Source organism: Pseudonocardia sp. GCM10023141, assembly GCF_042653605.1.
Genome location: NZ_JBHSIR010000044.1, coordinates 57,057 through 82,032, shown reverse-complemented (window position 1 = coordinate 82,032; position 24,976 = coordinate 57,057). Strand labels below are relative to the sequence as shown.

30 protein-coding genes are annotated in these 24,976 nt (G+C 72.0%); 15 read left to right on the top strand and 15 right to left on the bottom strand.

The window, feature by feature from the left end; all coding sequences use genetic code 11:
* Positions 1-238: 238 nt before the first annotated feature.
* The gene (locus ACFPFQ_RS26515; protein WP_379623462.1) at positions 239-445 is read left to right on the top strand and encodes a hypothetical protein; all 207 of its coding nucleotides are present in this window, start codon (positions 239-241) and stop codon (positions 443-445) included.
* Positions 446-448: 3 nt separating this feature from the next.
* Here ACFPFQ_RS26515 and ACFPFQ_RS26510 read toward each other — a convergent pair whose 3' ends face one another.
* A complete protein-coding gene (locus tag ACFPFQ_RS26510) occupies positions 449-1,105 on the bottom strand; it encodes a response regulator (protein WP_379623496.1) in 657 nt (218 codons plus the stop codon).
* Positions 1,106-1,107: 2 nt separating this feature from the next.
* A complete protein-coding gene (locus ACFPFQ_RS26505; protein ID WP_379623494.1) occupies positions 1,108-2,679 on the bottom strand; it encodes an ATP-binding protein in 1,572 nt (523 codons plus the stop codon).
* 172 nt (positions 2,680-2,851) lie between these two features.
* Here ACFPFQ_RS26505 and ACFPFQ_RS26500 point away from each other — a divergent pair, with 172 nt between their 5' ends.
* The 6 genes from ACFPFQ_RS26500 (at position 2,852) to ACFPFQ_RS26475 (ending at position 8,020) form a co-directional block, all read left to right on the top strand.
* Positions 2,852-3,658 (top strand): ABC transporter ATP-binding protein, encoded by an 807-nt coding sequence (locus ACFPFQ_RS26500; protein WP_379623460.1) that lies wholly within the window; start codon positions 2,852-2,854, stop codon positions 3,656-3,658.
* Positions 3,648-4,517 (top strand): ABC transporter permease, encoded by an 870-nt coding sequence (locus ACFPFQ_RS26495; RefSeq protein ID WP_379623458.1) that lies wholly within the window; start codon positions 3,648-3,650, stop codon positions 4,515-4,517. The genes ACFPFQ_RS26500 and ACFPFQ_RS26495 overlap by 11 nt, the downstream gene beginning before the upstream one ends.
* A 1-nt stretch (position 4,518) precedes the next feature.
* Complete coding sequence (locus tag ACFPFQ_RS26490) at positions 4,519-5,571, top strand: ABC transporter substrate-binding protein (protein WP_379623456.1); 1,053 nt, start codon at positions 4,519-4,521, stop codon at positions 5,569-5,571.
* A gap of 138 nt (positions 5,572-5,709) precedes the next feature.
* Positions 5,710-6,693: a phosphotriesterase family protein gene (locus ACFPFQ_RS26485; protein ID WP_379623454.1), complete on the top strand. Its 984-nt coding sequence runs from the start codon at positions 5,710-5,712 to the stop codon at positions 6,691-6,693.
* 74 nt (positions 6,694-6,767) lie between these two features.
* Positions 6,768-7,379, top strand: coding sequence for a 2'-5' RNA ligase family protein (locus ACFPFQ_RS26480; RefSeq protein WP_379623452.1), 612 nt, complete (start codon positions 6,768-6,770; stop codon positions 7,377-7,379).
* Positions 7,376-8,020: a (2Fe-2S) ferredoxin domain-containing protein gene (locus ACFPFQ_RS26475; protein WP_379623450.1), complete on the top strand. Its 645-nt coding sequence runs from the start codon at positions 7,376-7,378 to the stop codon at positions 8,018-8,020. The genes ACFPFQ_RS26480 and ACFPFQ_RS26475 overlap by 4 nt, the downstream gene beginning before the upstream one ends.
* 20 nt (positions 8,021-8,040) lie before the next feature.
* Here the strand turns inward: ACFPFQ_RS26475 and ACFPFQ_RS26470 are convergent, their stop codons facing one another.
* From ACFPFQ_RS26470 to ACFPFQ_RS26450, 5 genes are all read right to left on the bottom strand, one after another.
* The gene (locus ACFPFQ_RS26470; RefSeq protein ID WP_379623448.1) at positions 8,041-8,304 is read right to left on the bottom strand and encodes a hypothetical protein; all 264 of its coding nucleotides are present in this window, start codon (positions 8,302-8,304) and stop codon (positions 8,041-8,043) included.
* Positions 8,305-8,395: 91 nt separating this feature from the next.
* Positions 8,396-9,406 (bottom strand): hypothetical protein, encoded by a 1,011-nt coding sequence (locus ACFPFQ_RS26465; protein WP_379623446.1) that lies wholly within the window; start codon positions 9,404-9,406, stop codon positions 8,396-8,398.
* 105 nt (positions 9,407-9,511) lie between these two features.
* Positions 9,512-10,270, bottom strand: a complete 759-nt coding sequence (locus ACFPFQ_RS26460; protein ID WP_379623444.1) for an SDR family NAD(P)-dependent oxidoreductase — start codon at positions 10,268-10,270, stop codon at positions 9,512-9,514.
* Positions 10,271-10,313: 43 nt separating this feature from the next.
* Positions 10,314-10,907, bottom strand: a complete 594-nt coding sequence (locus tag ACFPFQ_RS26455; protein ID WP_379623442.1) for a TetR/AcrR family transcriptional regulator — start codon at positions 10,905-10,907, stop codon at positions 10,314-10,316.
* Between the two features lie 258 nt (positions 10,908-11,165).
* On the bottom strand, positions 11,166-12,308 hold the full coding sequence (locus ACFPFQ_RS26450) for an acyl-CoA dehydrogenase family protein (RefSeq protein ID WP_379623440.1): 1,143 nt from the start codon (positions 12,306-12,308) through the stop codon (positions 11,166-11,168).
* A gap of 40 nt (positions 12,309-12,348) precedes the next feature.
* Here ACFPFQ_RS26450 and ACFPFQ_RS26445 point away from each other — a divergent pair, with 40 nt between their 5' ends.
* Entirely contained in the window at positions 12,349-12,939 is a 591-nt protein-coding gene (locus ACFPFQ_RS26445; RefSeq protein ID WP_379623438.1) for a TetR/AcrR family transcriptional regulator, read from the top strand.
* 7 nt (positions 12,940-12,946) lie between these two features.
* On the opposite strand, the gene ACFPFQ_RS26440 is transcribed toward ACFPFQ_RS26445, so the two are convergent.
* From ACFPFQ_RS26440 to ACFPFQ_RS26430, 3 genes are read right to left on the bottom strand one after another with little or no spacing between them, the layout of a single operon-like run.
* Entirely contained in the window at positions 12,947-13,414 is a 468-nt protein-coding gene (locus ACFPFQ_RS26440; protein WP_379623436.1) for an OsmC family protein, read from the bottom strand.
* On the bottom strand, positions 13,411-13,944 hold the full coding sequence (locus tag ACFPFQ_RS26435) for a MauE/DoxX family redox-associated membrane protein (RefSeq protein WP_379623434.1): 534 nt from the start codon (positions 13,942-13,944) through the stop codon (positions 13,411-13,413). The genes ACFPFQ_RS26440 and ACFPFQ_RS26435 overlap by 4 nt, the downstream gene beginning before the upstream one ends.
* A complete protein-coding gene (locus tag ACFPFQ_RS26430) occupies positions 13,926-14,366 on the bottom strand; it encodes a S26 family signal peptidase (protein ID WP_379623432.1) in 441 nt (146 codons plus the stop codon). Before ACFPFQ_RS26430 ends, ACFPFQ_RS26435 begins: the two co-directional genes overlap by 19 nt.
* A gap of 142 nt (positions 14,367-14,508) precedes the next feature.
* Here ACFPFQ_RS26430 and ACFPFQ_RS26425 point away from each other — a divergent pair, with 142 nt between their 5' ends.
* Entirely contained in the window at positions 14,509-14,694 is a 186-nt protein-coding gene (locus tag ACFPFQ_RS26425) for a hypothetical protein (RefSeq protein WP_379623430.1), read from the top strand.
* 62 nt (positions 14,695-14,756) lie between these two features.
* Here ACFPFQ_RS26425 and ACFPFQ_RS26420 read toward each other — a convergent pair whose 3' ends face one another.
* Positions 14,757-16,595 carry an ABC transporter ATP-binding protein gene (locus ACFPFQ_RS26420; RefSeq protein ID WP_379623428.1) on the bottom strand — a complete coding sequence of 613 codons (1,839 nt, stop codon included), beginning with the start codon at positions 16,593-16,595 and terminating at the stop codon, positions 14,757-14,759.
* Positions 16,592-17,098, bottom strand: coding sequence for a hypothetical protein (locus tag ACFPFQ_RS26415; protein WP_379623426.1), 507 nt, complete (start codon positions 17,096-17,098; stop codon positions 16,592-16,594). The genes ACFPFQ_RS26420 and ACFPFQ_RS26415 overlap by 4 nt, the downstream gene beginning before the upstream one ends.
* Positions 17,099-17,287: 189 nt before the next feature.
* Between ACFPFQ_RS26415 and ACFPFQ_RS26410 the strand changes: the two genes are divergently transcribed.
* The 3 genes from ACFPFQ_RS26410 (at position 17,288) to ACFPFQ_RS26400 (ending at position 19,835) form a co-directional block, all read left to right on the top strand.
* Positions 17,288-18,463 carry a hypothetical protein gene (locus tag ACFPFQ_RS26410; RefSeq protein WP_379623424.1) on the top strand — a complete coding sequence of 392 codons (1,176 nt, stop codon included), beginning with the start codon at positions 17,288-17,290 and terminating at the stop codon, positions 18,461-18,463.
* Positions 18,464-18,482: 19 nt separating this feature from the next.
* Entirely contained in the window at positions 18,483-18,908 is a 426-nt protein-coding gene (locus tag ACFPFQ_RS26405) for a hypothetical protein (RefSeq protein ID WP_379623422.1), read from the top strand.
* A gap of 108 nt (positions 18,909-19,016) precedes the next feature.
* Positions 19,017-19,835, top strand: coding sequence for a Bax inhibitor-1/YccA family membrane protein (locus ACFPFQ_RS26400; protein ID WP_379623420.1), 819 nt, complete (start codon positions 19,017-19,019; stop codon positions 19,833-19,835).
* 69 nt (positions 19,836-19,904) lie between these two features.
* Here the strand turns inward: ACFPFQ_RS26400 and ACFPFQ_RS26395 are convergent, their stop codons facing one another.
* Positions 19,905-20,702: an SDR family NAD(P)-dependent oxidoreductase gene (locus tag ACFPFQ_RS26395; RefSeq protein WP_379623418.1), complete on the bottom strand. Its 798-nt coding sequence runs from the start codon at positions 20,700-20,702 to the stop codon at positions 19,905-19,907.
* Positions 20,702-21,922 (bottom strand): acetyl-CoA C-acetyltransferase, encoded by a 1,221-nt coding sequence (locus ACFPFQ_RS26390; RefSeq protein ID WP_379623416.1) that lies wholly within the window; start codon positions 21,920-21,922, stop codon positions 20,702-20,704. The genes ACFPFQ_RS26395 and ACFPFQ_RS26390 overlap by 1 nt, the downstream gene beginning before the upstream one ends.
* 146 nt (positions 21,923-22,068) lie before the next feature.
* Here ACFPFQ_RS26390 and ACFPFQ_RS26385 point away from each other — a divergent pair, with 146 nt between their 5' ends.
* From ACFPFQ_RS26385 to ACFPFQ_RS26375, 3 genes are all read left to right on the top strand, one after another.
* Positions 22,069-22,524 (top strand): pyridoxamine 5'-phosphate oxidase family protein, encoded by a 456-nt coding sequence (locus ACFPFQ_RS26385; protein ID WP_379623414.1) that lies wholly within the window; start codon positions 22,069-22,071, stop codon positions 22,522-22,524.
* Between the two features lie 99 nt (positions 22,525-22,623).
* The gene (locus ACFPFQ_RS26380) at positions 22,624-22,974 is read left to right on the top strand and encodes a YciI family protein (RefSeq protein ID WP_379623412.1); all 351 of its coding nucleotides are present in this window, start codon (positions 22,624-22,626) and stop codon (positions 22,972-22,974) included.
* 4 nt (positions 22,975-22,978) lie between these two features.
* Positions 22,979-24,244, top strand: coding sequence for an RNA polymerase sigma factor (locus ACFPFQ_RS26375; RefSeq protein ID WP_379623410.1), 1,266 nt, complete (start codon positions 22,979-22,981; stop codon positions 24,242-24,244).
* Between the two features lie 77 nt (positions 24,245-24,321).
* On the opposite strand, the gene shbA is transcribed toward ACFPFQ_RS26375, so the two are convergent.
* The gene (gene shbA, locus ACFPFQ_RS26370; RefSeq protein ID WP_379623408.1) at positions 24,322-24,948 is read right to left on the bottom strand and encodes an RNA polymerase sigma factor ShbA; all 627 of its coding nucleotides are present in this window, start codon (positions 24,946-24,948) and stop codon (positions 24,322-24,324) included.
* Between the last annotated feature and the right edge of the window lie 28 nt (positions 24,949-24,976).

Below are 24,976 nucleotides of genomic sequence, written 5' to 3'. Positions count from 1 at the left end.
GCAAGTCGCCACTTGCCTGTCAAGCGGCCCGGAAAGGCAGGGCGGTGCGCCGGGCGACGCCGTACTCTCCGCCGATGGATCCGCGCCTGATCGTCGTCGAGGGCATGATCGGCGCGGGCAAGCCGCGGCACCGGCCCGCCCGCTGCTGGTCTACCTGCGCCCCACCGACATCGACGCCGCGATCCGCCGCGTCCACGCCGAGCGCGACCCCGTCTGGGCGGCCTGGAACGTGGAGTGGATGACGCAACGACCATGGGCCCGCAGCCGCGGCCTGCAGGGCCGTGACGTCGTGGTCGGGATGTACCTGGAGTGGGACGCGCTCGTGCGCAGGTTCCTGGCCGGGTACGCCCATCCCAGCGTCACCGTCGACGACCCGCGGGACGACCGATCCCTTGCGCTGCAACGGATCCGCGCGGCTGCGCGACCTACGGCGGCCGGGGCGTGAGCCTCAGCCGGTCCAGGAGTACTCGTGCTCCGGGCGGCCGGTGGCCCCGTAGCGCAGCCGCATCTCGACGGCGCCGGAGTCGGCCAGCGCGGTGAGGTAGCGCTGCGCCGTGGCCCGTGCCATCCCGAGCTCGCCGGCGATCTCGGCGGCCGAGAGCGGGTGGGCGGACTGTCGCAGCCGGTCGGAGACCAGCCGGGCGGTGGTGGTGGACTGGCCCTTCGGCGCGGCGTCGCGGTCCTGCTCGTGCAGGACGCGGAACGCACGGTCCACCTCGTGCTGCGCCAGTGCCCGGCCCTCGGCGAGCACGGCCCGGTAGCGGGCGTAGCCGGTGAGCCGTTCCGACAGCTGGCGCGTCGTGAACGGCTTGATCAGGTAGTTCAACGCGCCGGCGCGCAGCGCGTCGCGGATCGAGCGCGTGTCGGAGGCCGCCGACAGCACGATCGTGTCGGTGCGGAGCTCGGGCAGCAGCGCGAGTCCCGACTCGTCGGGCAGGTAGACGTCCAGCAGCACCAGGTCGGGGGCGAGCTCGCGCACGCGCGCCCTGGCCTCGACGCCGGTGTTCGCCACGCCCACGACGACGAACCCGGGCACCTCCGCGACGAACCCGGCGTGCACCCCGGCCACCCGGAAGTCGTCGTCCACGATCAGCGTTCTGATCACCGTCATCCCTCCGTCGCCAGCATGTCCGGCAGCCTCGCCACGAACAGGGCCCCGTCCCCGTCCCCGGCGAGCCACACATCGCCCCCGCGCGACCGCGCCGCCTGCCGCGCCAAGGCCAGCCCGAGCCCGTGGCCCGGCACCAGCTTGGTCGACACCCCCTCGTCGAACAGCGTCTCGCGCAGCGCATCGGCCACGCCCGGCCCGTTGTCGGCGACCGAGACGTGCAGGGTGGTGCCGTCGGCGAGGAGCGCGATCTCCACCGACGCCGGGCGGTGCGGCCCCATCCGCGCGGCGTGCAACGCGTTGTCGAGGAGGTTGCCGATCACCGTGCTGGCCGCGACCGGATCGGTGATCGGCGCGGTGACCCGGGAGTCGTCGGAGAGCCGCAGGACGGTGCCCTTCTCCTGCGCCTGCTCGGTCTTCCCGACGAGCAGCGCCTGCAGGTAGGGGTCGGTCACGGCGTCGCTGATCGGCCCGAGCAGCGACGCAGGCGTCTCGGTGAGCGTCTGGACGTACTCGACGGCCTCACCGTGGTGTCCGAGCTGGATCAGGCCCGAGAGCGTGTGGAGCCGGTTGGAGAACTCGTGGCGCTGCGCGCGCAGGCCGTCCGAGAGCGTCCTGATGCCGTCCAGCTCCCTGGTCAGCGCGTCGAGGTCGGTGCGGTCGCGCAACGTCAGCACGGTGCCGGCCGCGCGCTCGCCCAGCCGGACGGTACGCGAGTTGATCACCAGGACCCGGTTGCCCGCGACGGCGAGCAGGTTGTCCACCGGGGTGCCCTCGGTCACGGCCCTGCGCAGCCGCGGCGAGAGGTCGAGCGCGTCGAGCTCCGCCCCGACCGGCAGTGCGGTGCCGAGCAGCCGCTCGGCCTCGTCGTTGCGCACCGACACGCGGTGCTCGGCGTCGACGGCGAGCACGCCCTCACCGATGCCGTGCAGCACCGCCTCGCGCTCGTAGAGCAGCTCGGTGAGCTCGCGGGGTTCCAGCCCGTGCGTGACGCGGCGCAGCCTGCGATTGAGCAGCGCCGAACCGCCGGCGCCGAGCAGCAGCGCGCCCACCGCGAAGCCCGCGATGACCAGCAGCAGCTGCGCGAGGTCCTCGGCGGGCTCGGCCACCGTGTACCCGACGCTCACCTCGCCCACGACGTGCCCGTCGGTGGCACGCACCGGGGTCTTGCTCCGGACCGAAAGGCCCAGCGTCCCGTCCTCGGTGACGCTGACGACGTCGTTGCCGGCCAGTGCCTCGTCGGCGGGGGTGCTCACCGGCTCACCGATGCGCACCGGGTCCGGGTGGGCCAGCCGGATGCCGTGGTCGTCGGTGATCACCACGAACAGGGCGCCGGTGCGGTCGGTGATCCGTTGCGAGCGCAACTCGAGCTCGCCGCCCGCCTGCCGGGCCGTGACGTCCGCGACAACCACCGGGTCCACGGCCACCGACTGCGCGATGGCGAGCGCGCGGCGCCCGTACTGGTCGGTGAGCGTGCTGCGCAGCATCAGCGCCACGAGCGTCGTCCCGACGGCGAGCACGGCCGTGACAACGCCGATCTGGAGCAGCAGGACCTGCCTGCTGAAGCGCATCCTCGTCGGCATGCAGGGGACGGTACCCGCAGGTCAGCGGCGTGAGCGAAAAGCGCAGAACGCGGAGAACGCGCAGTGCGGACGCAGAAGGTGGACAAGCTTCCGGGCTGTTCGGGCCGTCCGTACGGTCCGCACAACCCCCTTGCAGGACCCTGTGACGAAGGAGTCACCGATGGCCCCACCCCTCATCGAACTCGTCGGAGCCACCAAGCGGTTCCCGAGCGGATCCGGGTCCGTGCACACCGCGGTCCGTGATCTCACCCTGACGGTCGAGCCGGGCGAGTTCGTCGCCGTGGTCGGCCCGACCGGCTGCGGGAAGTCGACCACGCTCTCGCTCGTCTCCGGGCTGCAGCCGCCCTCGGCGGGCCGCGTCGTCGTCAACGGCACCGACGTCACGTCGATCCCCGACGGCATCGGCTACATGTTCCAGACCGACGCGGTGATGCCGTGGCGCTCGGTGCTCGACAACGTGGCATCCGGGCCGCGGTTCCGGGGTGTCGACAAGGCGCGGGCCCGCGCGCAGGCGGCCGACTGGATCGAGCGGGTCGGGCTCGCCGGGTTCGAGAACTACTACCCCCACCAGCTCTCCGGCGGCATGCGCAAGCGCGTCGCGCTCGCCCAGACGCTGGTGACCAGCCCGAAGATCCTGCTGATGGACGAGCCGTTCTCCGCGCTCGACGTGCAGACCCGAGCGCTCATGCAGGACGAGCTGCTGCGGCTGTGGTCGGGCACCGGTGCCGCCGTCATCTTCGTGACCCACGACCTCGACGAGGCCATCGTGCTGGCCGACAAGGTCGTCGTGATGACGGCCAGCCCGGCCACCGTCAAGGACGTGTTCGACGTGCCGCTGCCGCGGCCGCGTGCGGTGGAGGAGCTGCGCCTCACCGAGGAGTTCCGCCTGCTCTACCGCAACATCTGGGAATCGCTGCGCGGCGAGGTCGACAAGGCCCGCGAGAAGGGAGCGCCTCGTGTCGCTTGATCTGGCAGCGGAGGTCCCGGTCCTCGAGACCGAGGAGCAGATCATCGCGCGGGTCCGGGCCGTGAGCGCCCGGCGGCGCCGCAACATCTGGGCGCTGCGGGCGGCGATCGTCGTCGTCTGGCTGGGCACCTGGGAGCTGGCCGCGCGGCTGTGGATCGACCCGTTCTTCTACTCGATGCCGTCGCGGATCTGGCAGCGGCTCGTGGAGTGGTTCACGCTCGGAACCGACTTCGGGTCCATCTGGTACCAGATGCTGGTCACGATCGAGGAAGCGGTGATCGGGTTCGTCATCGGCGCCGTGCTCGGCGTGGTGCTCGGTGTCATCCTCGGGCGCAGCTCCTACCTCTCCGACGTGCTCGCGCCGTTCATCAAGGCGGCCAACGCGTTGCCGCGCATCGTGCTGGCCGCGCTGTTCGTCATCTGGTTCGGGCTCGGGATCGAGTCCAAGGTCGCGACGGTCATCGTGCTGGTGTTCTTCGCGGTCTTCTTCAACGCCTTCACCGGTGCGCGCGAGGTGGATCGCAACCTGATCGACAACGCCCGCATCCTCGGCGCCGGCCGCAGCCAGGTGCTGCGCGCGATCGTGCTGCCCAGCGCCACGTCGTGGATCCTGTCGTCGCTGCACGTCGCGTTCGGGTTCGCGCTCATCGGTGCGGTCGTCGGTGAGTACACCGGTGCCAAGTACGGCCTGGGTTTCCTCATCGCCAACGCCCAGGGCACGTTCGACACGGCGGGCGTCTACGCGGGCATGCTGATCATCACGGTGATCGCGCTGGTGGCCGAGTGGGGCATCGGCGGGCTGGAGAAGCGCCTGCTGCGCTGGCGGCCGACCATGACGTCCACGGCGCAGGGGATCTGACGTGCGGCTCACGAAGGCGCTCGCCGTCGGCGTCGCGGTCGTGGCGGCACTGACGACGACCGTCGCGTGTCGCGACTCCCGGGAGCTGAGCTTCGGGAACTCGGGCACCCCGCAGGTGAAGATCATGATCGGTGGCCTGTCGAAGGTGATCTACCTGCCGGGACAGCTGACGCAGCAGCTCGACGGCTTCCGCAAGCAGGGCCTGGACGTCGAGCTGTTCGACCAGCCGTCGGGCGCCACGGCCGAGACGTCGCTGCTCGCGGGTGAGGTGCAGGCCGTCGTCGGGTTCTACGACCACGCCATCGACCTGCAGACGAAGGACCAGTGCATCACCAGCGTCGTGCAGTTCGCGAACGTGCCGGGTGAGGCCGAGATGGTGGCCACGTCGAAGGCCGACCAGATCCGCTCCGGCGCCGACTTCAAGGGCCGCACCCTCGGCGTGACGTCGCTCGGCTCGTCCACGGACTTCCTGACGAAGGCGCTGGCGCTCAAGGGCGGGGTCAGCTCGAAGGACTACACCCCGGCCCGTGCCGGCGCCGGCCAGCAGTTCATCGCGGCGCTCAACCAGGGGCAGATCGACGCGGGGATGACCACCGACCCGACGATCGCGCAGCTGACCAGCACCGGGCAGGGCAAGGTGCTCTACGACATGCGCACGGTCGAGGGCACCCGGGCCGCGCTGGGTGGGCTGTACCCGGCGAGCTCGCTGTACATGACCTGCGCGGTCGTCGAGCGCTACCCGGAGGTGGTGCAGAAGCTCGCCAACGCCTTCGTCGCGTCGCTGCGGTGGCTCTCGACGCACACGCCGGAGGAGGTGGCGGCGATCATGCCGCCGTCGTTCGCGGGCGGGGACCAGGCGCTCTACGTCAAGTCGCTGCGCGACAGCCTGCCGATGTTCACCAGCGACGGGCGGATGGACGCCGACGGGGCGCGCAACGTGCTGGCGGTGTTGGGGGAGTCGTCGAGCAACGTGAAGCCGTGGAAGGACCGGATCGACCTGTCCAAGACCTACACCACCCGGTTCGTCGAGGCGGCGAATGCGGCGTTGGGGTAGCCCGGGGGACGTCAGGAAAGCCACTTTCCCGCAACGACGTTGCGGGAAAGTGGCTTTCCTGCAACGCGGGTACCGGAGCAGCCCACCCCGCTAGGGTCGGACTCGACACCGTGCCCGCTCCGTGGGAGGACGTACCTGATGGCATCCGTCGAGACCGTTCGTGGCCCCGTCGACGTGGACCACCTCGGCATGACCCTGATGCACGAGCACGTGTTCGTCCTGAGCACCGAGATCCTGGAGAACTACGGCGGGGACTGGTGGGACGAGGAGGAGCGGGTCACCGACGCGATCGCCAAGCTGGGCGCGCTGAAGGTCGCGGGGATCGACACGATCGTCGACCCGACGGTGATCGGGCTGGGTCGCTACATCCCGCGGATCCAGCGGATCAACGCCGAGGTCCCCATCAACATCATCGCGGCCACCGGGCTCTACACGTTCGACCAGTACCCCCACTACTTCGAGTACCGCGGCCCGGGCACGATCCTCGGCGGCCCGGACCCGATGGCGGAGATGTTCATCAAGGACATCCAGGTCGGGATCAGCGGCACGTCGGTGAAGGCGGCCTTCCTCAAGTGCGTGGTCGAGGAGCGCGGACTCACGCACGACCAGACGCGGGTGCAGACCGCGATCTGCGAGGCCCACCGCGAGACGGGCGTGCCGATCACCGTGCACACCAACGGCGCCCACCAGACCGGGCGGCAGGCGCTGGAGTTCTACGCAGGCCAGGGTGTGAACCTGGCCCAGGTCGTGGTCGGGCACGCGGGCGACAGCAACGACCTCGACTACCTCAAATGGATCATGGATCAGGGCGCCTCGATCGGCTGCGACCGGTTCGGCCTCGACATGTTCAACCCCACCAGCGATCGCGTGGCCACGATCGTCGCGCTGTGCGGGCAGGGCTACGCCGACCGCATCGTGCTCGGTCACGACGCCGCCTGCTACATGGACTACTTCTCCGGCGACGCGGCCCAGCAGGCGCTCGCCGTCGCCGCGCCGAACTGGCACTACCAGCACATCAGCGACGACGTGCTGCCGGCGCTGCGCGAGCACGGCGTCGCCGAGAAGCAGATCATGACGATGCTCGTCGACAACCCGCGGCGCTACTTCACTCCGGCCGGATAGCCCACGATTGATGAACTGTTCAGATGGGCCGTAGTGTGCGGTGGGTGCGTGACCTGCTTGCGGAGCTCTGACCCATGAAACGGTTCTTCGGTGTCCCGATCACCCGATGGGCATCACCGCGTGACCGCCTGCACGTCTACGTGCTGCCGGGGGAGCGGCTGTCCGCGCAGCTGGCCGTGCGGCAGAAGGCGCTCGACGGCATCGCGTACTGCTCGACCCAGCCGGTCGCCAACCTGCACGCCACGGTGCAGCAGTTCGCGCTGACCACCGGCGAGGTCCCGGCCGACCGCCTCGCGGCGTTCGGCGACGGCCTGGCCGGGCTCGCGCTGCGCACCACGCCGTTCTCGGTGCCGCTGGGCCCGCCCGTCGTCGGTGAGCACACGCTCGGCGTGCGGGGCCACCTGACGCAGCGCTGGATGGACCTGACCGCGGCGATCCGGGAACTGGCACTCGCCACCTTCCACGCCGACGTCGTGCTCCCCGCACCACCGTCACGCCCGCACGTCAGCCTCGGGTACGGCCTCGCCGAGGGCAGCTCCACCGTGATCCAGGACCGGGCCGACGGGCTGCACCACGGCGTGCTGCCCGACCTGCGCGTGGACGCGCTGCACCTGCTCGCCGTCCACCAGGACGAGATCCGCGGCGCGTACACCTGGGATTCGCTCGGCGTCTGCGCGCTCGGATGAGCGGGCGCTGGATCGTGCTCGTCGCCCGCCCGACCCCGTCCGGTGTGGAGCGACGTTCGGTCGACGCGGTCGTCGACGCGGTGCGTGCGGCGATCGCCGAACCCGTCCACGTCGCGTTCCTCGACCAGGCCGACCCGTCGATCCCGGCCGTGCTCGACGCGGCCGTGGCGGCCGGTGTGGAGTCGGCCGTGGTCGTGCCGCTCGCGGTGCCGGCCGACTCGTACCTGACGACGTGGCTGTCGCGCGCCGTCGCGAACTGGCGCGAGACCCGCCACCCGGTCACGCTCGACGTCCGGCTCGCCCGGGGCATCGCGGCGTCGGCCGGGCTGGCCGGCGCGGTCGCCGCAGCGGTGGCGGCGGGCGGCGAGCCGATCACGTCGAGCCCTGCGGCGTTCCGCAGCCCGGCCTGGTCGCAGCTGCCCGCCAACGACCGGCACCTGCTGGTCTGCCGCGGCCCGCGCTGCACGTCCTACGGGTCGGGGGCGACGCACCGCGCGCTGAGCAAGGCCGCCCGTGGCACCGACGCGCTCGTCACGCCGGTGGGCTGCCTCGGTCCGTGCAACCTCGGCCCGCTGGTGATCGAGTACCCGGCCGGGACCTGGCACCGGCACGTCGACGAGGCGCTCGCCGAGCAGCTGTAGCGAGCCGAGCAGCTGGGTGATCAGCACCGCCGCGACAGCGCCACCAGCACGGTGTCCTCGACGCCCGGGTTGTGCAGTGCCCGCAGGCCCAGCCCGCTGAACCAGAGCATGGCACCCTGCGCGAACCGCCGCACGGTCGCCGAGCAGTACAGCTCGATGTCCCCGCGCTCCACCACCACGAGCGAGTCGTCCCATTCGGAGTCGACGAAGGCGTGCCAGTCATCAGGTGCGATCGTCACGACGCGGCGCCGGAAGGCGCAGGAGTCGACCCGTCGTCGCTCCACGGCCATCCCCCGCCCCGATGCAGGTCCGCCGGCGGCGGAACTCACCTCTAGGACGCGATGGGGAGCCGGAACTCATCGGTCGGGCGGCAGGTCACTCGCAGCCGATGCCGTCGTTGTCGGAGTCGAGGCCGTAGACGTCGGTGCCGATGACGTTGACCGGGCCCTTCACGTAGGCGGGTCCGTTGCCGCTGCCGCCCTGGCAGTCCACATCGCTGGCGATGGGGACGCACCCGCTGTAGTTCGAGTTGCACCCGCTCGCCGGTGGGGCCGCGGCAGGCGGCTTGGGGGCGGGAGGTGCCACCGCGGGCGGTTTGGCTGCTGGCGGTTGGGCCACTGGGGGTTGGGCCACTGGGGGTTGGGCCACTGGGGGTTGGGCGACCGTTGGCTTGGGCGCCGCCTGCGGTGCCGCGACCGGCGGCTGTGCGCGCGAGACCGGCTTCGTGTCCGGTGCCGCGACGGCGGGCGGTACCTCGGGTGCCGCGACGGCAGGGGGCTCGGGCGTGGGGGTCGGGGTCGCGGTCGCGGAGCTGGTCGCCGCCGCGACGGGCGTCGAGCCCGTGCTGGAGGCGGCGGGCGTTGTCCGGCCCCCGGAGATACCCCCGATGACCAGCAGGCCCACGACCACGCCCGCCCCGATCAGCAGCGGCTTGCCGAGCCGGCGGCTGGCCCGCGGCGCGCCGGGGGCAGCGGGAGCGGCAGGTGGCACGGGCACGAACGGCGGCGCCGCGTGGGCACCGCTGGGTACATCGGGCAGCCGGACGGTCACCTCGATGCCGCGGGTGCCGTTGAGCACCACCGCGTCGGCGGCGGGACGGCCGCCACGGCGCAGGACGTCGGCGACGATCGGGCCGTACCGGTTGGACATGAGCGAGGTCAGCTCCCCGACCCGGCGCGCGTCGAGCCAGACCTCGATCCCGGGCTGCCCGGCGTGGCGCCCGTGCGTGATCGGCGCGATCCGCAGCTCGACCACCACCTTGCGGGGCTGCCCATCGGGCCGGGGTGCGTACCTGGCCAGCGCAGGCTGATGGAACTCCTCCCTGGTCACGACCACTTCGTTGTCCGGGGTGAGCCGGAAGAGGCCTGCGGCGGAGTTCTCGATCATGTGGGCTGGCTTCCTGAGAGGTGATGTGGGCCACCCTCAGATCGCGGATCGTTGCCGATCGTTACGGAACGAGCGCGGCGTGTCGCCGCAGCGCCCGTTGCGGCGTCAGCGCGCCGTCATCCGCAGCGCCCCGTCCATGCGGATCGTCTCGCCGTTGAGGTAGTCGTGCTCGATGATCATCGTGACCAGCCGCGCGTACTCCTCGGGGCGGGCCAGCCGCGGCGGGAACGGCACGCCGGCGCCGAGGCCGGCCCGCACCTCGTCGCTGAATCCGGCCATCATCGGGGTGTCGACGGTGCCGGGGGCGATGGTGACCACGCGGATGCCGAACTGTGCGAGGTCGCGGGCCGCGGTGATCGTCATCCCGGAGACGCCCGCCTTGGAGGCGGCGTAGGCGATCTGCCCGATCTGCGCCTCGAACGCGGCGATCGATGCCGTGTTGATCACGACGCCGCGCTGCCCGTCGGCGTCGGGCTGGTGGCGGGCGATCGCCTCCGCGGCCAGCCGCATCACGTTGAACGTGCCGAGCAGGTTGACCTTGAGCACGGTGTGGAACAGGTCGAGGTCATGCGGGCCCTTGCGGCTGAGTATCCGCGCCGACGGGGCGATCCCCGCGCAGCTCACGACGGTGCGCAGCTCGGCGCCGTCGTCGTCGATCCGGGCGAGCGCCTCGCGGACGGGGGCGTCCTCGGTGACGTCGGCGGGCAGCAGCACCACGCCGGCGGGAGGGGTGGCCGCCTTGATCGAAGCGGGGAGGTCGAGGCCGTAGACGGTGGCGCCGCGGGCGGCGAGGGCGGCTGCCGTGGCGGCGCCGAGCCCTGAGGCCGCTCCGGTGACGAGCGCTGCGGTGCCGGTGATTTCCACGCGGTACTCCTGTTCGGGGTGCGGTACGGCGGTCCGTCCCAACCTATCGTTCGGCTTCCGACGACCTGGTCGCCGATGACTCGACCTCGGTCACATCGACGGGATACCGCAGCGCGCCGAGTGCCGCGGCGAGCAGGTGCGGGCGGGCGGCGGCACCGTCCGGGCCGGGGAGCCGGGCGGGTGCGGTGGTCAGCATCCCGAGTGCGAAGACGGCGCGGACGTGGGCGCCGGGGTCACCCGCCGGTGCGATCAGCGTGGCGAGCCGCTCCATCGCGTGGCCGGCGCGCGCTCCCGAATCGAGGGTGCGCAGGGTGGCGAGACTGCTCTCGAGCACGGCCATCGCGCTGCGGTGCGTGGCGACGAGATCGATGAACCCGCCGAGCACCTGCCGCTGCCGCGCGGCGGGATCCGGCTCCGTCCAGGCGCGGTCGGCGAGCTCGTCGATCGAGGTCAGGACGTCCTCCGTGAGCGCGGTGAGGATCTCCTGCTTGTTGGCGAAGTGGTAGTACAGCGCGGCCGAGGTGATGCCGAGCCGGGCGCCGAGCTCCCGGATCGACGCCTTGTCGTAGCCGACCTCGGCGAACAGTTCGACGGCGACGTCGAGGATGCGTTGGCGCGTGTCGCCGGTTGCCTGCATCGACTTCTCCCGATCTACGCTCGATCCACTTACCGATCGATTAGTAGCGTAGCGACACGTCAACTTGCCGATCGATCAGTAACTTCAGTGGCGCGAGAACCACCAGCCCGGCGGCCACCTGCGCGTTCGTCTACCCCAGCTGTGTCGACGGCCGGGCGGCACACGTCGCCGACCCGCTCGCCGATGATCAGGACTGGGCGTTGGTCTACGCGATGGGGTTCGGGCTGGGGGATTGGGCGTCGCGGTGGGGAGCGGGGATCAGTGCCTCGCCAGGGAACGGCTGATCACCAGGCGCTGGATCTGGTTGGTGCCCTCGAAGATCTGCATGATCTTGGCTTCGCGCATGAACCGCTCCACCGGGAAGTCGCGGGTGTAGCCGTAGCCGCCGAGCACCTGCACGGCGTCGGTGGTGACCTTCATGGCCGCGTCCGTGGCCACGAGCTTCGCGACGCTGGCCTGGCGGCTGTAGTCGCGGCCGGCGTCGCGGCGGCGGGCGGCGTCGAGGTAGGTGGCGCGGGCCGAGTCGACGGCGGCGGCCATGTCGGCCAGCAGGAAGCCGAGGCCCTGGTGGTCGATGATCTTCTTGCCGAAGGCGCTGCGCTCGTGGGCGTAGTCGACGGCCACGTCGAGTGCCGACTGCGCGAGGCCGGTGGCCACCGCGGCGATGCCGAGGCGGCCGGAGTCCAGCGCGCTGAACGCGATCTGCAGGCCCTGGCCCTCGGTGCCGATCAGCCGGTCGGCCCCGATCACGGCGCCGTCCCAGTTGGCAGTGACCGTCGGGACGGCGTCGAGGCCCATCTTGTCCTCCGGCTTGCCGAAGGACAGGCCCTCGACGGCGCCGGGCGCGAGGAAGCAGGAGATGCCGCGCGATCCCTCACCGGTGCGGGCGAACAGCGAGTAGAAGTCGACGATGCCGCCGTGCGTGATCCACGCCTTGGTCCCGGTGATCCGGTAGCCGGCGTCGACCTTCTCCGCCTTGCAGGTGAGCGCGGCGGCGTCGGACCCGGCTTGGGGCTCCGAGAGGCTGTAGCCGCCGACCAGCTCGCCTGCGAGCATCCGGGGCAGCCACTGCTCCTGCTGAGCGGGCGTGCCGAACGTCGCCACCGGGTGGCACGAGAGCCCGTGCACGCTGACCGCGACCGCGATGGCGGCCCAGCGGGCGGCGAGCTCCTCGAGCACCTGCAGGTACACCTCGTAGGGCTGCCCGCCACCCCCGTGCTCCTCCGGGTAGGGCAGCCCCAGCAGGCCGGCCTCCCCGAGCGTCGCGAACACGCCCTCCGGGTAGGTCGACGAGCGCTCGTGCGACTCGACGCGCGGGGCCAGCTCCTTGTCGGCGATCTCGCGGACGAGTGCGAGCAGGTCCTCCGACTCCGACGTCGGGAGCAGTCGGTCCACGGCCATGGGGATCCTCCAGTGATACGCGGGGCGGTACGATCGTATCGTGAATCGGACTGGTTCGACTGTCGGTCACGCCACTCGGCGCCGCGCTGAGCTGTTCGACCAGCTCGTGGCGCTGTTCCTCGCCGAGGGCTTCGCCGAGTTGACGATCGACGCGGTCGCCGCCCGCCTGCACTGCTCCAAGACCACGCTCTACGCGCTCGCCGACGGCAACCGTGACGACCTCGTGCGCGCCGTGGTCGTGCACTTCTTCCGGGGCGCCACGGAGCGGGTCGAGGCCGGGCTCGCCGCCGCCATCGCGCCGCACGAGCGCATCGAGGCCTACCTGCAGGCCGTGGCCGTGCAGCTGTCGGCCGCGTCCCCCGCCTTCTTCGACGACGTCGCGGCCGCACCCGCCGCGCGTGAGGTCTACGAGCGCAACACCCGGCTAGCGGCCCGCCGCGTCGAGCAGCTGATGACCGAGGGCGTGGCGAGCGGGGTGTTCCGCCCGCTGCACGTCGGGTTCGTCGCCGACGTGCTCGCGTCGACGATGGTGCGCATCCAGCAGCGGGAGGTGGCCGCGGCCACCGGGCTGAGCGACGCCGAGGCCTACACCGAGCTGGCCGCGCTGGTGCTGCACGCCCTCTCCCCGTGACCCCCTCCTAGCCGACGAACTCCACCGTCGGCTCCACGCGCACGGGTGTGGCCAGGCTGTTGGCGATGAAGCACTCGCGGTGGGCCACCTCCACCAGGTGTCGTACGCGCTCCTCGCTCGGTCCGGCCGCGAGCACGATGTGCGGGTGCAGCACGATCTCGGTCAGCCGCACCGGCTTGTCGTCCTCGGGCATCGTCGCCGTGGCCTCGTCGCGGTAGTCACGCACGTCGAGCCGCGCGCGGGCCGCCACCGCGAGGAACGACAGGAGCTGGCACGACGATGCCGCGAGCACCACGAGCTGTTCGGGGTTCAGGCGCGCGGGGTCACCACCGAACGCGGGATCGGACGAGAGGGCGAGCGCCGTGTCGGCCGGATCGGCAGCGGCGGCGTGGGTGCGGTCGTAGGCCGCGTAGCCGACGGCCGTGGAACCCGACCACGAGCACGTCGTGGTGTAGCGATGCACGGGCGCGGTCACCGCAGCAGATATAGCAGGTCGTCGAGGCGGGTGGTGACCAATAAGCACCCGGCCACCGCCAGCGCGCAGAGGGCGAGCCCGGCCGGCTCGTAGGGTGCCGGGTCGACGGCGGCGCCGACGACGAACCCCAGCGCGGCCACCGCGACGAGCGCGACGTTGCGCACGACGTGGGGGATGCCGATCGGGGTGGTCGACGCGCCGAAGCAGCGACACGGCACCCCGGCGCCGCGACGCAGGGCACGGACCAGCGCGACCGTGAAGCCGCACAGCAGCGCGCCTGCGCCGACGAACCCGGCAGGTACGAGGGGTTCGACGGCCAGCGCGCCCACCACCGCCAGCTCGGCCGCGATCGTCAGCGGTGCGAGCACGCGCGCCGCCCCTGCGGTCGTGGCCAGCAGCGTGGCGGTGGCCGTGACGAACCCGCGGTAGGCCTCGCGTCCGCGCAGCTTCCCGAACAGCGACACGAGCAACACCCCGCCGAGCACGCCGCGGCAGGCCAGCGCGAGGTAGGTCATCGCGGCGCCGACCACGAGCGGCAGACGAACGTGCCGACGAGGCCGCCGGCCGGATAGGGGCCGAGCTGCCGCGAATCGCCGCCCGCGGGGTTGTCACCCAGTACCACGACGGTGCCGGCCGGCACCGTGACCGCACCGTCGGGCATCGGGATGTCGACCGGCGCCGGATCCCCGGCCAGCGCGACGATCCGCTTGACCTGCCACGCGGGTGGGTCGAGACCGGGCACCGGGGGTAGGTCGGGACCGGCGAGCACGGCGATGTCCCCGCGGCGCAGCGCGGCGGGCAGACGGCGCCGGACGAGTATCCGGTCGCCGTCGAACAGCGTGGGTTCCATGCTGTCGCCGATCACGCTCACCAGTACCAGTGACCGGCGGGCCAGTCGGGCCGCAGCGGCCAGCGCCACGAGCGCGGCAACTGCCACGAATGGTGCTCGCATCCCTCTCCTTTTCCGTGCGGCAGCATCATTCCGGCAAATATCGAAATGTGTCCGACGGTGGTCGACGCCGTTGTGTCGATAGGCTCCCCGGCGCGCCGGACGGGCCGGCGAGTTGGGGGATGATGTGGTCAAGGTAGTACGAATGCTCGGTGACCGGATGTTGGCCAGGCTGGTGCCGCAGATGGCGGCGCACGCCGCGTGCACACCGGCGGAACATGTCTGCCAGTGCATGCCGGATGTCGACGGCGAATACTCGAACTGCTGGTGGGAGCAGTTCTGCAACGGTCAGTACCGCGAGTGGGGCTTCAGCGCGCACAAGGGCTGCTGAGGCTGCTCCCGATCGCCGGTGTCGCCGCGTCCACGCGTGGCGCACCGGCGTCCGGGACCTCCTCAGCCTGCCGCGACGTACCCCTGGGCCTGCAGCCGGAACAGCCGCGCGTACTCGCCGCCGAGCGCCATCAGTGACGCGTGGCTGCCTTCCTCGCGCACCCGGCCCGCTGCGAGCACGAGGATCCGGTCGGCATCGCGCACCGCGCTGAGACGGTGCGAGACGAGCACGCTCGTGCGTCCCTTCCGGTGCATCCGCAGCCGCTGGTGGATCCGGTGCTCTGCCTCGGCGTCCAGCCCGGCGCTGGGCTCGTCGAGGATCAGCAGCTCGCGCCCGGACCGCATGAACGTGCGGGCGAGCGCGATCCGCTGCCACTGCCCGCCGGAGAGCACCACGCCCTTCTCCGGGTCCGCCTTGTCCGACTCCTTGAAGAAGATGCGGCTGAGCAGCGTGTCATAGCCGCGAGGCAGAGAGTCGATCTTCGTGGCGATGCCCGCCGCGTCGGCGGCCCGGCCGATCCGCTCGTGGTCGTGCAAGGCAGCCAGGTCGCCGATCCCGATGTTCTCGGCGGCGGTGAGGTCATACTCCATGAAGTCCTGGAACAGCACGCCCAGGCGCCTGCGCAGCTCGGTGACGGGCACGGAGCGGATGTCCACGCCGTCCCAGAGGATCCGGCCGCGGTCCGGATCGTAGAACCGGCAGAGCAGCTTGATCAGTGTGCTCTTGCCGGCCCCGTTGAGCCCGACGATCGCCAGCGCCGAGCCCTGCTCGATCCGCGCGCTGACGCCCTGCAGCACCCACGGGTGCGCCGGGTCGTACCGGAACCAGACGTCCTCCAGTTCGATCCCGGAGCTCAGTCGCGGGAGCGCAGCGGGTGCGGTGGGCTCCGGCAGGTCGGGCGGCAGGGTCACGACGTCGACGTAGTGACCCAGCATGATCAGCGCGCGATGGGCGGCGGTGACCCGGCTGATGAGCCCGCTGAGCGCGGCCTGCGACGCCGTGACGGCAGCGGTGAAGGCGGTGACGTCACCGATCGTGAGCCGTCCCTCGTAGGCCGACCAGCAGGCCCACGCCACCCCGCCGATCCCGATCACGGTGCTGAGCAGCGCAAGCGCCGACTGGGTGCGCAGCTGGTCGGCGTCGAGTGCCCGCTGTGTCCGGTTCGCCGTCACGATGGCGGCGAGCACGCGCTCCTTGAAGAAGCCGACGAGATCGAGCAGCCGCAGCTCCTTGACGGCCCGCACGTCGCTGTTCAGCTCGCTGACCTGGGACTGCCGCCGGCCCATCGCCGACATCGAGTCCCGCGCGGCGGCGATCCGGCGGGAGAACGCGAGCTGCGCGAACAGCGTCGGGACAGCCGACACCACCATGATCACCGCCATTGGCGGGGCCAGCAGTGACACCGTCACCAACAGGCCGGTGACGGAGACGACGTCCCTGATCCCGGACAGCAGGCCGGTGGTCGCGGGTGCGATCGCGCCCGCGGAGCTCTGCTGGGCGGAGCGGATGCGGTCCAGCAACCGGGGGTCCTCGAACCTGGCCAGCCCGCGGAACGCCCCGACGGCGGTGAACAGCCGGTCGTTCAGCACCACCGTCACCCTGCGGTTCAGCTCGCCGGAGAGGAACGTGCTCAGCCGGGGTTCGACCGCCGCGACGAGTCCTGCCACGGCCAGGGTTGCCACGGCGCCGATCAGGACGGCCGGTGGCGCGTGGGTCACGAGCCCGTCGATCATGACCTTGGTGGCCCAGACGACCGCCGACGCCAGCAGCCCGCCGACGAGCGTGACCGCCAGGTGGAGCAGGGTCAGCGCCGGTCCGGCCGCCCAGCACAGCTGCCACGCGACCCGCAGCCGGGAGCGCAGCTCGCGGGTCCCCGCCGACCGCGCATCGGACGGGGTCACTCGGCGGCCACCGGGAGCCCGCCGAGCGAGTGCCGCGAGGCCATGACGACCCCCTCGGCGTCCAGCAGCAGCAGTTGGGGGAACGCGCGCACGCCGACGGCGTCGGCCGTGGCGCTGCTCTCCGGATCGAGCACCAGCGCAGGTGACCCGCCCGGTTCCGAGACCTCCAGTGCCGTGATGAGGGCCTCGGTCTGCCCCGCGCCGGCGCCCTTCGTGATCACGAACGCCGTCCGGTTCGCGGCCGGGTGGCGCGCGAACTGCGTGGCCTGCTCGATGCAGGGTTCACAGGTGGCGGAGAAGAAGCCGATCAGACGGCCGGAACCGGTGCCGGTGGCGAACTCGGGAAATCGGCGCCCGACGAGTACATCGCGACCGGATGTGCCCGATTCGCCGGCGGGCTGCTCGCCGGCATTGCGCATCCGGCGCACGATCGCGAACGTGAGGAGCAGGTTGAGGACAACGAGAATCGCCAGCACGACGATTGCAGCAACAATGAATTCCACGATTCCTCTTCGGCCGAGTGATTCCGGTGCACAGCCCTACCGTGATCATGCCCGGCCGCCGGAATCGGCGACCACCCACCGTCAATCCCGTACGAGGGAATCCCGGGCCGGCCCGGCGCGCCGGTCGGCCGTGCGCCGGCGCAACTCCTAGCCTCGACCGGATCCGCTGCCGGACCACAGGTAGGAACGATGCGCAGACGCCTTCCCGCACTGCTCGCCGCGATTCCGGCGCTCGTGGCCGGGCTCGCCTTCGCACCGGTGGCATCCGCGCAGGAAGCCGCGGGCGGCTCCGACGTCGCGCTGCTCGTCGACCGGGTCGCACCGGAGATGCCCGGGGTCACGCTCACGGCCGACGCGACGGCGCCGGGCCCGCGGCTCGTGCTCCGCAACCCGACCGCGACCGAGGTGACGGTGCTGTCGAGCGCGGGCGACCCGATGCTGAGGGTCGGCCCGGGCGGGGCCTTCGGCAACCTGCGTTCGCCGGAGTGGTTCACCGCGAAGACGGCCGACGGCAGCGGCCCGGTCCCGGAGACCACCGCCGAGCACGCCAAGCCGATCTGGTTGCAGGTCTCCGCCGACCCGGCCTGGTCGTGGTTCGACCAGCGGCTGCGTGCGGCGGTGCCGACGCCGCTGCAGCGGGCCGCGGCGAAGCCGCTCGACCGGTTCGGGTCCTGGACGGTGCCGCTGGCCTACGGCGACGTCACCGGCAGCGCGGCGGGGCACAGCGAGTTCCGACCGGCGAGCGGCACGTTCACACCCGAGGTGAGCAACGCCCGGCCGGCGCCCGACGTCACGGTCGCCGTCGCCGCGGGCTCCTCCGTCCCCGACGTCACGGTGCAGAACAGCGGGCGCAGTGACGTGGTCGTGCTCGGCGCCGCGGGGGAGCCCTACCTGCGCCTCTCGCCGCAGGGCAGCGCCGCCAACACCGCCAGCCCGACGTGGCGCGCGGCCCAGGATCCGGCGGTCCCAGATCCCGCGGCGCCAGATCCCGCGGCGCCGGATCCGGCGGCCGTGCCGCAGTGGACGCCGGTGTCCACGGAGGCGCGTGCGACGTTCCCGCTGCCCGGGGCGACGCTCACCCCCGAGCCGGCCGCGCTCTATGCGATGACCGAGCCGGCCGTCGTCAGCACGTGGCGGCTGTCGCTGCTCGTGGACGGCAGGCCGACGACGGTGGACGGCAGCACCACGTTGACCCCGGCGGGGTACGTCGAACCCTGGTGGCACCGGTGGGTGGTGCCGGCGATCGTCGCGGCGTCCGTCGTGATCGTCGTGGAGATCATCGTGCTGGCCGTGGTGATCAGGCGCAGGCGCCCGGCCCGCACCCGCGCTGTCTCAGAGCGAGAAATCGTCGATATCAGCAGCTGAGGCGGGGTATCGTCGGCTGATGGCGGGTGACCGTCCGGTCCTGCTGGGCCTGCTGCTCTACGTTTTCGTCGCGGCCACACCGACGCTGCTGTTCTGGTTGGCCCTGCGGCTGCTGCCTGCTGCCCTCGATGCGCTGCAGGACCGTCGTACCGCGCGCCGCCAGCCGCCCGGCCCGTCCCTCGAGACGGTGGTGGCCGACCTGCGCCGCCTGCGCCGCGAGGTGCGGGCCGCTCGGCAGCCCTCCCAGGTGCGGCGCCTGGCAGTCACGGCCGCCTACGACGTGATCCTGCTCGACGCCTGCCGCCTCGTGGGCGTCGATGCGCCGCTGGCGGATGCCACCGTCACCGATGCCGATCGCGCGTTCGCGCGGCTGCTTACCGAGGCCGCGCTCGAGGACGCGGGTGTCGCGCTGGATCCCCCCTCCGGCAGCACGGCTGCGGCATGATGCCAGCCGGGGACGCTCCCGGGTAAAGTTCCTTTTACCGAGCGGGAACGACCTGCGCTGCTCCCGCGTTGTCAGCATGGAAGCGCCAAACGCTCCGAGGAGGAACAGGTGCGCACCAGCAGCAATCCGGCGTTCCGCAACCTGCCCAGTGGGCAGGGCGGCTACGCCACGTTCGACCGCCAAGGCGGCGCGATGGGTGGGGCGATGGGCGGCACGGCCGCCTACGCCGATGCCCAGGCGGGGTCGGTCGATCACGGTCGGGCCGGCGTCGGGGAGCGGCCGCTCACCACCGACGACATCGTCCTCAAGACCGGGCTGTCCGCCGGTGTGGCGCTGATCGCCGGCATCATCACCGCGGTCGCCGGCCTCTACAGCCTCGGGATCCCGGCGTTCGTCGTCGGGTTCGTCGTGTCGCTGGTGCTGATCTTCAAGCCGCAGTGGGCCGGTGCACCGCTGGTGCTGCTCTACTCGGCCGCGATGGGCGTGGCGCTCGGCGGCATCGCCGGGCTGCTGAACATGAGGTTCCCGGGCATCGCGTTCCAGGCGCTGCTCGGTACGGCAGGCGTCTTCGTCGGCATGCTGGTGGTCTACAAGACCGGTGCCGTGCGGGTCACGCCGCGCTTCACCAAGTGGGTCATGGGCGCGCTGATCGGCGTCGTGATCCTGATGGTGGCCAACCTGGTGGCCAGCCTGTTCGGCCTCGACCTCGGGCTGCGGTCCGGCGGGCCGCTCTCGATCATCTTCAGCCTGGTCATCATCGGGGTGGCGGCGTTCAGCCTGCTGCTCGACTTCGACCAGGCCGATCAGGCCGTCCGCGGCGGCGCCCCGGCCAAGGTGGCGTGGTACATCGCCTTCGGCCTGATGACCACGCTGGTCTGGCTCTACATCGAGATCCTGCGGCTGCTGACGTACCTGCGGTCGGACTGAGTCCCGCGCTCCACGGCGACAGCGGCCGGCACCTCGTACGAGGTGCCGGCCGCTGCCGTTCGCGGAGTGTCAGTAGTGCGTGGTGCCCGGTGACCCGCCGCCTGCGGCCACCGCGTCCCCATTGATCGCGATGCTGCGCGGCGAGGCCAGGAACGTCACCACGTCGGCCACCTCGGCGGCGGTCACCAGCCGGCCGATCGACGTGCTGCTCGCCAGCCGGGCGGCCGCGTCCTCCTCGCTGATGCCCTGCTCGCTCGCCATCCCCGCGATCATGCCGGGGGTGCGCTCGGTCACCGTGAAGCCGGGATGCACCACCGTCACCGTGACGCCGCGGGGGCCGAGCTCGTCGGCGAGCGCGCTCGTCATCGCGGCCACGGCCACGTTGCGCACCGACCCCACGAGCGAGGCCGACCGGCGCGCGTTGAGACCGCTGATGTTGATGATGCGACCCCAGCCCTGCGCCACCAGGTGCGGCGCCGCGGCGCGGGCGCAGCGCAGGTAGCCCAGCAGCTTGGTCTCCAGCTCCACCCGCACCGCGTCGTCGGTCAGCTCGGTGAGCGCCGGCGTCGGGCCCGCGCTCGCCGGGCGGGCGGCCGCGTTGACGAGGATGTCCACCCCGCCCAGCTCCTCCACGGCCGCCGCGACCATCGCCCGCACGTCGTCGTCGCTCGCGGTGTCGGCGACGAGCCCGACCGCGCGCGTGCCGTGCCGGGCGACCTGCGCCGTCGCCGCGTCGAGCGCGTCGCGGTGGCGGGCGACGAGCGCCACGTCGACGCCCTCGCCCGCCAGTGCGTGGGCGACGGCGAGCCCGATGCCCCGGCTCGCGCCGGTGACGATCGCTCGCCGCCCCCGCAGTTGCAGATCCATTAGTTGAGGCGCTCGAGCACCATCGCCATGCCCTGGCCGCCGCCGACGCACATCGTCTCGAGGCCGATGGACTTGTCGTGGGTCCGCAGGCCGTTGAGCAGCGTGGTGGTGATGCGCGCTCCGGTCATGCCGAACGGGTGGCCCAGTGCGATCGCGCCGCCGTTGACGTTGAGCTTGTCCTCGTCGATGCCCAGGTCGCGGGCCGACGGGATGACCTGCGCCGCGAACGCCTCGTTGATCTCGACGAGGTCGATGTCGTCGATGGTCATGCCCGCGCGGGCGAGTGCCTGCTTCGACGCCTCGACCGGGCCGAGGCCCATGATCTCGGGTGACAGGCCGGAGACGCCGGTGGCGATGACGCGGGCCAGCGGCGTGATGCCCAGCTCGGCGGCCTTCGTGTCGGACATGATCACGAGTGCCGCCGCGCCGTCGTTGAGCGGGCAGCAGTTGCCCGCGGTGATGAGGCCGTCGGGACGGAAGACGGGCTTGAGCCCGCTCACGCCCTCGTAGGTGACGCCGGCGCGCGGGCCGTCGTCGTTCGACACCACGGTGCCGTCCGGCAGCGTGACCGGGGTGATCTCGCGGGCGAAGAACCCGTTGGCGATGGCCTTCTCGGCCAGGTTCTGGGAGCGGACGCCGAAGCGGTCCATGTCCTCGCGCGTGATGCCCTTGGCGCGGGCCAGGTTCTCCGCGGTCTGGCCCATCGCGATGTAGACGTCGGGCGTCGTGCCGCTCTCGCGCGGGTCGGTCCAGGAGTCCAGGCCGCCCTCGGACAGCTTCGCCGAACGTGCCTCGGCGTCGGAGAACAGCGGGTTGTGCGTGTCCGGGAGCGAGTCGGAGTTGCCCTTGACGAAGCGCGACACCGTCTCGACACCCGCCGAGATGAACACGTCACCCTCGCCGGCCTTGATCGCGTGCAGGGCCATCCGCGTGGTCTGCAGCGACGACGAGCAGTAACGCGTGATCGTGGTGCCGGGGATCGCGTCGTAGCCCAGCAGCACCGCGACGACGCGGGCCATGTTGAAGCCCTGCTCCCCGCCGGGCAGCCCGCAGCCGAGCATGAGGTCGTCGACGTCGTTCGGGTCGAGCTCGGGCACCTGCGCCAGTGCGGCCTTGACGAGCTGCACGGTGAGATCGTCGGGTCGGATGGTGGTCAGCGACCCCTTGAACGCGCGCCCGATCGGGGATCGGGCCGCCGCGACGATCACGGCTTCGGGCATCGTCTACTCCTCGTCGGCTGAAGACTGGGAACTGGAATCCGATTCGGAGACTACGCGGCAGTAACCACGATCGGGAGCAACCGGAGAGTGATGTGGACCGGGTGAACCTGACCAGGGTTGTCAGGTTATGCAGCCATGCTCGGGGCATGGCCACATGGAAGGACGTCGAGCGCTCCGAGCCCGAGTTCGCCGACCGGGTGCGGAAGATCTTCGACGCCAACAAGCACAAGACGCTCGCCACGCTGCGGGCAGACGGCGCACCGCGGATCTCGGGCACCGAGTGCAGCTTCGCCGACGGCGAGCTGACGTTCGGGTCGATGCCCCGCTCGCGCAAGGGCGCGGACCTGCTCCGCGACCCGCGCTTCGCGCTGCACAGCGCCACCGTCGACGCCCCGGACGGTGACGACGCGGCCTGGGTCGGCGACGCGAAGGTCGCCGGCCGGGCGTTCCACGCCGGTGACGTCGACGGGGACATCGAGGGCGACCTGTTCCGGGCCGACCTGGACCAGGTCGTCCTCATCGGCCTGAACGAGACCGCGACGATGATGGTGATCCGCACCTGGACCCCCGCGGGAGGACTTCGAACGGTCGAACGCACCTGATCGAGGGGCGCTGTCGATTCCGGTGGGGCTCGTTCGTCGTCATGCTGTGTGGCAACCCGGCCACCGACGACGGACCCGAGACACCACGAGGAGCCAGCCGTGAAGTACATGCTGCTGATCTATGGAGCCGAGCCGACCGAGCCGCCCACCGAGGAGCAGGGCAAGCAGGTGATGGAGGCCTACTTCGCGTACTCGAAGGCGGTCTCCGACGCGGGTGTCAACCTCGGTGGGGAGGGGCTGCAGGGCACGGAGGCGGCCACCACCGTGCAGGTCACCGCCGGTGGTGAGCGGGTCGTCACCGACGGGCCGTTCGCCGAGACCCGCGAGGTGCTCGGCGGCTACTACCTGATCGACGTGCCCGACCTCGACGCCGCCATCGACTGGGCGGCGAAGTGCCCCGGCGCCCGGTGGGGCGGCAAGGTCGAGGTACGGCCGCTCATGGAGTACTGACCAGGTGCCCGAGCGAGCGGTCGGTCCCGGTGCCTCGACGGGCACCTCCATCGAGGCCGTCTTCCGCGAGGAACGGGGCCGGCTGCTCGCCACGCTCGTGCGCCAGTTCGGCGACCTGGACCTCGCCGAGGAGGTGGCCTCCGACGCGGTGGCCGCGGCGCTGGAGCACTGGCCGGTCGACGGCGTGCCGACGCGGCCGGCAGCCTGGCTGCTGACCGCGGCGCGCCGCAAGGCCGTCGACCGGCTGCGCCGCGACAAGGCCTACGCGGCCCGCATCGCGGTGCTGCAGGCCGAGGCCGACCGCGACCAGCCCGTCGCGGTGCTCGACACGGACTCCGACGACGTCCCGGACGACCGGCTGCGGCTGTTCTTCACGTGCTGCCACCCGGCACTCGCGCTCGAGGCGCAGACCGCGCTGACGCTGCGCTGCCTGGCCGGGCTCTCGACGCCGGAGGTCGCGCGGTCGTTCCTGCTGCCGCCCGCCACCATGGGGCAGCGGATCGTCCGTGCCAAGCGCAAGATCCGCGACGCCCGCATCCCGTTCCGGGTGCCGGAGGCCGGTGAGCTGCCCGCCCGGTTGCCCGCGGTGCTCCAGGTCGTCTACCTGATCTTCACCGAGGGCTACGCGGCCAGCTCGGGCCCCGATCTGATGCGCGTCGACCTCGCCGACGAGGCCGTCCGGCTCGCCCGGATCCTGCACCGGTTGCTGCCCGGCGAGCGCGAGGTGAGCGGGTTGCTGGCCCTGCTGCTGCTCGTCGACGCCCGCCGTGCGGCGCGCACCGGACCCGACGGCGAGCTGGTGCTGCTCGGCGAGCAGGACCGCACGCTGTGGAACGTCGACCACATCGTCGAGGGCCGCGCGCTCGTGGTGGAGGCGCTGACGGGTGGGCGCCCCGGCCCCTACGCGCTGCAGGCCGCCATCGCGGCGGTGCACGACGAGGCCGCCGACGTCACCACCACCGACTGGCCGCAGGTGGTGGCGCTCTACGACGTGCTGGCGCAGGTGGCGCCGTCCCCGCTGGTGGCGCTCAACCGCGCCGTCGCCGTGGCGATGCGGGACGGCCCGGTGGCGGGACTCGTCGAGCTCGACGCGCTGGTGGCCGACGAGCGGCTCGCCGGCTACCACCTGCTGCCCGCCGCGCGGGCCGACCTGCTGCGCCGCCTCGAGCGGCCGGCGGAGGCCGCCGCGGCCTATCGGGAGGCGCTCGCGATGGTCGGCAACCGGCCGGAGCGAGCGTTCCTGCTCCGGCGCCTGGCCGAGGTGGAGTAGGTCCACCTCGCACACGATCTCCAGTCGTCGCAGGCGTTGGACGGCGTGCGACGACCCACGAACCTGTGCGACGTGCGCTAGACGCCTTCCACGGCTGACTGTGCGGCCACCAGCGCGCGCAGCCTCGCCAGCGCCCGGTGCTGGGTGACCCGGACGGCGCCCGCTGTGGAACCGAGCGCGATGGCCGTCTCCGCGGCGCTGAACTGCAAAGCGATCCGCATCACCAGCACCTCGCGGTGGGCGGCAGGCAGCTGGTCGAGCAGGGCACGCAGCTGGGCGGCGTCGGTCTTCTGCAGCACCCGGACATCGGGGCCGGGGCCGTCGTCGATGTCGTCGGGGATCTGGTCGGTGGGCCGGCTGCGGTCCCGCCCGGCCGCGCGGTAGGCGTCGACGACCTTGTTGCGCGCGATGCCGATGACGAACGACATGGCGGGGTTGCCGCGCGGCTCGTAGCGGGGGATGGCGCTGCAGACGGCCAGCAGCACGTCCTGCGCGACGTCTTCCGCGGTCTGCAGGCCGCTGTCACCGCCGCCGAGGCGGGCGCGGCAGTAGCGCAGCACGGTGGGCCGGATCTTCTCGAGCAGGGTGTTGAGAGCCTTCGTCTCACCGGCGGCAGCGCGTTCGGCCAGTGCGGTGAGCTCGGCATCGCGGTGGGCGGCGCGGTCCGCAGCAGCGCGGTCCACCTCCACCTCGTCCGCCGGCAACCTGCCCTCCTGCTGGTGTCGTCGACCA

Excerpts from the sequence above, each read along its gene's own strand:
- ACFPFQ_RS26515 (WP_379623462.1), top strand. The coding sequence starts at position 239 with ATGACGCAACGACCATGGGCCCGCAGCCGCGGCCTGCAGGGCCGTGAC.
- ACFPFQ_RS26505 (WP_379623494.1), bottom strand. The coding sequence starts at position 2,679 with ATGCGCTTCAGCAGGCAGGTCCTGCTGCTCCAGATCGGCGTTGTCACG.
- ACFPFQ_RS26500 (WP_379623460.1), top strand. The coding sequence starts at position 2,852 with ATGGCCCCACCCCTCATCGAACTCGTCGGAGCCACCAAGCGGTTCCCG.
- ACFPFQ_RS26485 (WP_379623454.1), top strand. The coding sequence starts at position 5,710 with ATGGCATCCGTCGAGACCGTTCGTGGCCCCGTCGACGTGGACCACCTC.
- ACFPFQ_RS26480 (WP_379623452.1), top strand. The coding sequence starts at position 6,768 with ATGAAACGGTTCTTCGGTGTCCCGATCACCCGATGGGCATCACCGCGT.
- ACFPFQ_RS26475 (WP_379623450.1), top strand. The coding sequence starts at position 7,376 with ATGAGCGGGCGCTGGATCGTGCTCGTCGCCCGCCCGACCCCGTCCGGT.
- ACFPFQ_RS26465 (WP_379623446.1), bottom strand. The coding sequence starts at position 9,406 with ATGATCGAGAACTCCGCCGCAGGCCTCTTCCGGCTCACCCCGGACAAC.
- ACFPFQ_RS26455 (WP_379623442.1), bottom strand. The coding sequence starts at position 10,907 with ATGCAGGCAACCGGCGACACGCGCCAACGCATCCTCGACGTCGCCGTC.
- ACFPFQ_RS26450 (WP_379623440.1), bottom strand. The coding sequence starts at position 12,308 with ATGGCCGTGGACCGACTGCTCCCGACGTCGGAGTCGGAGGACCTGCTC.
- ACFPFQ_RS26430 (WP_379623432.1), bottom strand. The coding sequence starts at position 14,366 with ATGCGAGCACCATTCGTGGCAGTTGCCGCGCTCGTGGCGCTGGCCGCT.
- ACFPFQ_RS26425 (WP_379623430.1), top strand. The coding sequence starts at position 14,509 with ATGCTCGGTGACCGGATGTTGGCCAGGCTGGTGCCGCAGATGGCGGCG.
- ACFPFQ_RS26410 (WP_379623424.1), top strand. The coding sequence starts at position 17,288 with ATGCGCAGACGCCTTCCCGCACTGCTCGCCGCGATTCCGGCGCTCGTG.
- ACFPFQ_RS26405 (WP_379623422.1), top strand. The coding sequence starts at position 18,483 with ATGGCGGGTGACCGTCCGGTCCTGCTGGGCCTGCTGCTCTACGTTTTC.
- ACFPFQ_RS26395 (WP_379623418.1), bottom strand. The coding sequence starts at position 20,702 with ATGGATCTGCAACTGCGGGGGCGGCGAGCGATCGTCACCGGCGCGAGC.
- ACFPFQ_RS26390 (WP_379623416.1), bottom strand. The coding sequence starts at position 21,922 with ATGCCCGAAGCCGTGATCGTCGCGGCGGCCCGATCCCCGATCGGGCGC.
- ACFPFQ_RS26385 (WP_379623414.1), top strand. The coding sequence starts at position 22,069 with ATGGCCACATGGAAGGACGTCGAGCGCTCCGAGCCCGAGTTCGCCGAC.